Annotated in this window: 1 protein-coding gene; it reads right to left on the reverse strand. The window is 72.1% G+C overall.

Going from position 1 to position 294, the window contains the following annotated elements; genetic code table 11:
• Positions 1-294, reverse strand: a 294-nt coding sequence (locus KI686_RS17655) for a lyase family protein (protein WP_262914015.1), incomplete at both ends; no start/stop codon positions are given.

A 294-nucleotide genomic window follows, 5' to 3' on the forward strand; every position in this document is an offset into this window, starting at 1 on the left:
TCGGTCTCGGCGGCGAGCAGCTCGATGACCTTCTGCGGGAAGCCCAGCGGGGTGTTGATGCCGGTGCCGACGGCGGTGCCGCCGAGCGGGACCTCTGCGACGCGGGGGAGGGCGGCCTGCACGCGCTCGATGCCGAGGCGCATCTGGCGGGCGTAGCCGCCGAACTCCTGGCCGAGGGTGACCGGGGTGGCGTCCATCAGGTGGGTGCGGCCCGACTTGACGACGCTCTTCCAGGCATCCGCCTTCGCCTCGAAAGCGACGGCGAGGTGGTCCAGAGCCGGGATGAGGTCGTCG

This window comes from Polaribacter sargassicola, assembly GCF_021991835.1.
Lineage (GTDB): Bacteria > Bacteroidota > Bacteroidia > Flavobacteriales > Flavobacteriaceae > Polaribacter > Polaribacter sargassicola.